5 protein-coding genes and 1 other annotated feature are annotated in these 6,212 nt (G+C 66.6%); of the genes, 4 read left to right on the forward strand and 1 reads right to left on the reverse strand.

Going from position 1 to position 6,212, the window contains the following annotated elements; all coding sequences use genetic code 11:
* Positions 1–54: 54 nt before the first annotated feature.
* The 3 genes from ACTMMA_RS18025 to ACTMMA_RS18035 all read left to right on the forward strand — a co-directional run bounded on the left by ACTMMA_RS18025 (position 55) and on the right by ACTMMA_RS18035 (position 4,046).
* Positions 55–1,337, forward strand: a protein-coding gene (locus ACTMMA_RS18025) for an IS3 family transposase (protein ID WP_441189664.1) whose coding sequence is annotated in 2 segments (ribosomal slippage) — positions 55–328 and positions 328–1,337 — 1,284 coding nt in all. Because the reading frame shifts where the segments join, the coding sequence is not laid out codon by codon here.
* Positions 324–458 (forward strand) — a sequence feature (AL1L pseudoknot). (Overlaps the previous gene by 135 nt.)
* Before the next feature lie 78 nt (positions 1,338–1,415).
* Positions 1,416–2,465, forward strand: a complete 1,050-nt coding sequence (locus ACTMMA_RS18030) for a hypothetical protein (protein ID WP_441191456.1) — start codon at positions 1,416–1,418, stop codon at positions 2,463–2,465.
* 255 nt (positions 2,466–2,720) lie between these two features.
* Positions 2,721–4,046, forward strand: a complete 1,326-nt coding sequence (locus tag ACTMMA_RS18035) for a hypothetical protein (protein ID WP_441191457.1) — start codon at positions 2,721–2,723, stop codon at positions 4,044–4,046.
* 317 nt (positions 4,047–4,363) lie between these two features.
* On the opposite strand, the gene ACTMMA_RS18040 is transcribed toward ACTMMA_RS18035, so the two are convergent.
* Complete coding sequence (locus ACTMMA_RS18040; protein WP_441191458.1) at positions 4,364–4,741, reverse strand: hypothetical protein; 378 nt, start codon at positions 4,739–4,741, stop codon at positions 4,364–4,366.
* Between the two features lie 164 nt (positions 4,742–4,905).
* Between ACTMMA_RS18040 and ACTMMA_RS18045 the strand changes: the two genes are divergently transcribed.
* Positions 4,906–6,162: an IS256 family transposase gene (locus tag ACTMMA_RS18045; RefSeq protein ID WP_441190474.1), complete on the forward strand. Its 1,257-nt coding sequence runs from the start codon at positions 4,906–4,908 to the stop codon at positions 6,160–6,162.
* Positions 6,163–6,212 lie beyond the last annotated feature (50 nt).

Consider the following 6,212-nt stretch of genomic DNA (forward strand, 5'->3'; position numbering starts at 1 on the left):
TGAAGCGCCCCAGGTTTGATGCCGCTTCCTTTCGAGTCCGGAAGGATGCATGTCATGCCGAAGAAGATCGATCCCGAGCTGAAGGCTCGGGCTGTGCGGTTGGTGCTGGAGCACCGCAACGAGTACCCGACGATGACCGCGGCCGTGCTGGCGGTCTCCCGGCAGGAAGGAGTGGGCAAGGAATCGTTGCGGCGGTGGGTCGCCCAGGCCGAGATCGATGCCGGCGACCGGCCAGGGACCACCACGGCCGAGCAGGCGGAGATCAAGAAGCTGAAGGCCGAGAACCGGCGGCTGCGTGAGGACGTGGCCATCCTGAAGGCGGCCACGAGTTTCTTCGTGGGGGAGCTCGACCCCCGGAACCGATGATCATGGCGTTCATCGACGCCCAGCGCGCCCAGGGGCACGCGGTCGAGTCGATCTGCCGGGTCCTGCGCGAGCAGGGCCTGCAGGTCGCCGCGCGCACCTACCGGGCCTGGAAGAACAACTCCCGCCAGCCCTCGGCCCGCACGCACACCGATGCTCTGGTGATGGACCTGGTGCGCGACCTGGCCTGGACCACCAACACCCGCACCGGCGCCCGTCAGCTAGCCCCGGAAGGGCTGTACGGGCGACGCAAGATGACCGCGCTGGTCCGCCGCAGCGGCCTGCCCGACGCCTCGGCCGGGGCGGTCGACCGGGCGATGCGCGCCCTGGGCCTGTCCGGCCTCCGCCGCGACAAGGGCATCCGGACCACGATCCCCACCAAGGACGGGCGGCGCGCTGGCGACCTGTTGGATCGCGACTTCACCGCCACCTGCCCGAACCAGACCTGGGTGATGGACTTCACCTACGTCCGGGCCTGGACCGGGTGGGTGTACGTCGCGTTCGTCCTGGACGTCTTCGCCCAGCGGATCGTGGCCTGGCACGCTGCCACGACCAAGGAGGTCGACCTGGTGATGACCCCGCTGCGGATGGCGATCTGGCAGCGTGACCACGACGGGCACCCCGTCGCACCCGGCCTGATCTGCCACGCGGACGCCGGGTCGCAGTACACCTCGCTGCGATTCACCGAGCACCTGGCCCTGGAAGGCCTGCGACCCTCCATCGGCTCGGTCGGTGATGCGTTCGACAACGCCTTGATGGAGAGCGCCATCGGCCTGTACAAGACCGAGTGCATCCGCACCACCGTCTTCTGCGACGGGCCCTACAAGACCATCGCGGACGTCGAGTACGCCACCGCTGCCTGGGTCGACTGGTACAACCAGCGACGCCTCCACGGCAGCCTTGGCATGATGTCCCCAGTGGAGTACGAGAACGCCCACTACGCGACCCTCAACCGAGAGCCGCAACCCGTATAGGAGCGGCACAGAACCTGGGGCGCTTCATGGTGGACCCAGGCCCAGCTACGCGACGCGTTCGCTGCCCGCGTCAACATCATGCACACCCTGTACGTCGCCGCACACGGCGTCTCCGTCGGCCTGGCCGGGACAGCGTCGGATGAGAAGGTCGACCGCCGGTTGCAGGTCTACAACGTCACCGCAGACGACCTGCGTCACCAGGTGCTGGATGTCGAACAGATTGCCCACTCGTACATCAACGGGCACTACCCGCAGGCGCTGGACGGCCGGCACCGCGAGCCAGCGGACGACACCCGGATCCCCGGTGCGATCGCCACCTGGGACGTCCACGCCCAACGGGCCCTGACCCGGGAACCGACGACACACGCCATGACCCAGGTGGCTGGAACCGCCTTTCGGGCCTCGGTGCACGTCCACGCGTTGTGGCGGGCGGCCGTCGAGACCGGACACGTGGACCCGCGGACGTTCGACAAGGAGATCGGTCCCGCGGTGAACACCATGATCGAGAAGTGGGGCGAGGCCCATGCGCACTTCCAGCAGCTCACCCACCCGCACGACTCGAGCCCGCTCGCGTTGAGCAAGGCCGGGTGGGAACTGGTCGACTCCATGCGCGAGGTCACCGCCACCAGGCGCATGCCCGCATCGGCAGGAGACATGAACGGACGCGTCGATGCACCCTCTCTGGTGAGGGCCCTGCACCGGTTCCACGCCACCATGGCCGGCGTCGCAACTCTTTTCCACGAGACCTCCCGGAGCGCGCCCTTGCTCGTCGACGCCAGGGCAGCGAACGACCTGGCCCGATCCGCACCCGAGGACGGATTGGGAGCCCCACGGACCCAGGGTGCATCCGTCGCCCCACGCGACGTCGTCCACAAGCGAGCCATCCCGCAGCCCCCGGCAGTGGGCGGCCGCTCGGAGCGTGCCGGCATGCAGGCCGCACGGGCGTCACGAGAAGCGATGCGCTCCACCCTTACGGTTGGCGACGGCCAGCGTGACGCCATGACCGTCCCCAGGAGCTGGGCCCACGTTGTCACGCCAGAGGCGAGACTCGCCGCCAGCCAACGGCTCGAACAACGAGACAAGCCGGGGAGGCCAGCAAACGTGGCGCCACTGCGCCCAAGCCAATGAAGGGCAGTTCCTCGACGCCGCCATCCGGCCCAGGAGGCGTCATCCGATGACGTTCGGGTTAGGGCTGCCGGAGGCGTAGGGGATGCCCATGAGCCCGGCGGCGATCCCGACGGCGCCGCCGTAAGTGGCGACCGGCTGGGGGAGGGGCGGGCAAGGCTGCTGCTGGACCGGGGCGTCTGTGCGCCCGTCACTCGCGGCGGATTGACGCGGCCCGCCAATCGAACGAAGACGTCGGCAGATCGGTACGGTTCTGGAATGAAGTCACGAGACAACGAGCCGACCTTGGGTGACGAGACGCCCGACGACATTACGGCGTACGCCGCCGAGCGTCGACTCCTCCTTCAAGACTTCGTCGAAGTTCCACAGGCCGGAAGTGGCATCGATTGGCAGCGCCAACTCGCCGACGCGATCATGCGCGCCGAACGCGACTCTGCTGACTGCGCCAGAACCAAAGACGAGCGCCTCGACGCGAAGCGACACCGGAATCTGCTTCGGGTTATCGGTGACGGCCTTGTACACGCACTGTTGCCGAGCCACACCATCCGGGCACTGTCTCGCCACCCCGGCAAACCCGCTCACCTCACATCGCAGGGCGACGACTTCGAGTTCGTATTCGACTCAGCCCGAGCAATCGCCAGTCTCGGAGGTATCCCAATCCTGTCCGACCTCACGACTCTAATTGGGATAGGTGACATCGTCACCGTCCTTGACGACGGCGTCGCGGTCATTGAATGTAAGAACCGCCCTGCGCCAAATCATCCGCCCACGGGTCGGCCCGCCCGTCAGCAACAACGTGGCGAAAGCGCAATTGATTACCTGGCCAACAGTTACATTGAGGAAGACGGTGGTCATCGCGCCGCGTACGAGGCGCCTCTTCCCGATCCTGACTTCGAACTTGTTGAACGCTTGCTCAACGAGTGCATCGAGCACCCGCAAGGCATAGCCGTGCATGCCTATGCCGACGATGACTTGTTGATCGCTGCAACCGAGGACGCATCTCCCGATGTGGTGATGGCCGAGATTGCGAAGGCCATGAACGTCACTGAACCGGGCATCGGTGAGCGACGAGCCATGGTTGGCATTTCCTTCCTCGGTGAGTTGGTCGAAGCGGCCACCTACCGACGGGTGTCGCCGTCGAACTATCCTATCGCTCCGCAGCTGCGCTGGAGACTGCTTGAACGCCAACTTCACCTCATGCGTATCGTAAACATGGGAGCTCTTGCTGCCGAGGTCTGTCTCGACGATGGACGCATGCTGACCCTCACTCCACGACGCGGTGAGCACGGATATGAAGTTGCGATTGAAGGAACCGAAGCCGACCAGCTCGTGTTCACTCATGAGGTAGCTGAACTGTGTGTCTGGACTCCAATATCGGTCGAGTCGCTCCGTGGTTCCCTCATCGAACAAGCCAAACAGACACCCACACATCTGGCCGCTCTCGCAGGCGGCGACATGTCAGCCGTGAGTGCCTGGGGCGACAACGTCATCTACAACACGCTCTACAGGCCGCTGACCAGTGCGGCACACGACCAAGGAACAGTGAATGGCTCGGACGGAGCGGCCGACACAGGGGATGCCTGACCAAGCATAGTCATAGCCGGCAGGAACGACGCGTAGCAAACCTGTCGCAGCGGCCAACCCTGTTCGGGGGCAGAATGTCGCGTGAAAGGCGGCGAAAGGACGCACCCTCGGCGGCGTGGTCGTCTGCTCCGATCCGACGGCGGTGTGAGTAGGAAGAGCGTTGCGCCGAAAGCGGACGTGGGTTGCCGCCACGGATATCTCCTGTTCGAGCGCAGGCGACGCCGCAGCGTGCGCGACCTCCGTTCGTATAGTTAGCATCAGGCTTCGAGGTCGGCCTTGTTCCCTGAACCAGCTTGGACCTTGCGCCCGAGGCTTGCTCACTCCGAGACGAGCACGGTCAGCGACGCGCCGGCTGTGTGCTGCAGGTAGCTGGCGACTCCGGCGAGTACTGGTAGCTGGTCATCGCGAACCTTGGACTTCGCCAGGCCAGGCTGGGCAATGATGACATCAAACTGCGGCCGGAGCTGGCCAGCCTGCTCGCACACGCGCACGAGCGCAGCGGCGTCTCCGACCTCGAACGGTTGGAACCCGCGCTCCAGCTTGTCGCCCACGCGCTTCGACAGCAGTTCGAGCATCACGGCGATGCGCTTACGTCGCCGAATGCTCCGGACCGCCTGCCCGCATACCTCGTACAGGTCGGCCACGCGCGCGCCCGGGCCATCGCCAGCCGCGTACTTGCAGTGCACCAGTGTCACGATCAGACGGCCCTCGTTGACGCGGAGCCCGACCAGATCCAGTGGAGTCCACCAGAGTGGTGTACGACGGCACCCGGTGAGCGTGTCCTGCACAGGTAGGCGCGGCCACCGGTGTGATCCTTCGAGTGAACCTTCCACAGCACTCTCGAAGAGGAGCACCACCGATGACCGCTTCCCCCATTATCGACCCTGAGCAGTTCCTGCACGAGGAGCTCGCGCAGGCGAGCCCGGACCTGATGCGTCACCTGCTGCAAACCTTTATCAACAGCCTGCTGTCCGCGCAGGCCGATGCCGTGTGCGGCGCGGACTACGGCACCCGCACGGCCGAGCGCACGAACCGGCGCAACGGGTACCGGCACCGGGACCTGGACACTCGCGTCGGCACCCTGGACGTGGCGATCCCCAAGCTGCGCGAGGGGACGTTCTTCCCCGAGTGGCTGCTGGAGCGGCGTAAGCGGGCCGAGGCCGCGCTGACCACGGTGGTGGCGACCTGCTACCTGCTCGGGGTCTCCACCCGGCGCATGGACAAGCTGGTGACGGCGCTGGGCATCACCGGCCTGTCCAAGTCCCAGGTCTCGGTGATGGCGACCGAGCTGGACGAGCAGGTGGAGTCCTTCCGCACCCGCCCCCTGGACGAAGGGCCCTACACCTTCGTGGCCGTCGACGCCCTGGTGCTCAAGGTCCGCGAGGGCGGGCGCGTGGTCAAGGTGTCCGCCCTGGTCGCGACCGGCGTCAACACCGAGGGCTACCGGGAAATCCTGGGCCTACAGGTCGCCACCGGCGAGACCACCGCCTCCTGGCTGGCGTTCTTCCGCGACCTGGTCGCCCGCGGCCTCACCAGTGCCGGGCCGGTCGGGCTGGTCACCTCCGACGCCCACGCCGGCCTCGTGGAGGCCATCGGTGCCACCCTGCCCGGGACCGCGTGGCAGCGGTGCCGCACCCACTACGCCGCCAACCTCATGTCCGCGACCCCCAAGTCCTCATGGCCGTGGGTCAAGACGCTGCTGCACTCGGTGTACGACCAACCCGACGCCGAGGCCGTGCACGCCCAGTTCGACCGCGTCATCGACACGCTCACCGACAAGCTGCCCGCTGTCGCCGAACACCTCGAGAGCGCCCGGGCCGACATCCTGGCCTTCACCACCTTCCCCAAGGAGGTCTGGCGCCAGATCTGGTCCAACAACCCCCAGGAACGGCTCAACCGCGAGATCCGCAGGCGCACCGACGTCGTCGGCATCTTCCCCCACCGCGAGGCCCTCACCCGCCTCGTCGGAGCCGTCCTGGCCGAGCAGCACGACGCCTGGACCGAGCAACGACGCTACATCGGACTGGACGCCCTCACTCGGTGCCGACACGCCCTGATCCCCACCACCACCGACCCCGAGGAGATCACTGCTACCGTTCCCGCACTGACGCCCTGATCAACCCCATCGAGGGATCACCGTCGAACACCACTCCACTGGACTTGACC

The organism is Ornithinimicrobium panacihumi (assembly GCF_052073805.1).
Taxonomy (GTDB): domain Bacteria; phylum Actinomycetota; class Actinomycetes; order Actinomycetales; family Dermatophilaceae; genus Ornithinicoccus; species Ornithinicoccus panacihumi.